This window comes from Ventosimonas gracilis (genome assembly GCF_001580025.1).
GTDB lineage: Bacteria > Pseudomonadota > Gammaproteobacteria > Pseudomonadales > Pseudomonadaceae > Ventosimonas > Ventosimonas gracilis.
The window spans coordinates 1-341 of sequence record NZ_LSZO01000057.1 but is presented as its reverse complement, the minus strand read 5'-3'; the positions used below and the strand labels follow the sequence as shown (position 1 = coordinate 341).

Sequence of the window (341 nt, the reverse complement as noted above, 5' to 3'; positions counted from 1 at the left end):
AAATGCTAAAGAGGCTGGCAGGGACAAGGATAGAAACCAATATAGCGATTAAGGGATATAGAGCGCGGGAAGGCTTTGGTTTGGTTGATTTGTGGAGGGTAGTAGAGCGCGATGGAGATGAGCGAATGGTTGCCGTTGAAGTAACGCTCCCTGAATGGGTATTTGCATCCATTGAATCCATGCAGGTATTAACGCTAGACAGTAATTATTACCGGATACGAAGCGCGTTAGACCGTCGCATTTACGAGCTAGCCCGCAAGCATTGCGGCAAGCAACCAAGCTGGACGGTATCAATGAAAACACTCTATGAGAAAAGCGGCAGCGCCTCGCTAATTAAAAAA

Annotated in this window: 1 protein-coding gene; it reads left to right on the top strand. The window is 47.2% G+C overall.

Translation table 11 applies throughout. The features are described 5' to 3' along the window. Positions 1–2: 2 nt before the first annotated feature. On the top strand, positions 3–341 hold a 339-nt coding region (locus AXE65_RS02800), incomplete at its 3' end, for a replication initiator protein A (protein ID WP_193393231.1).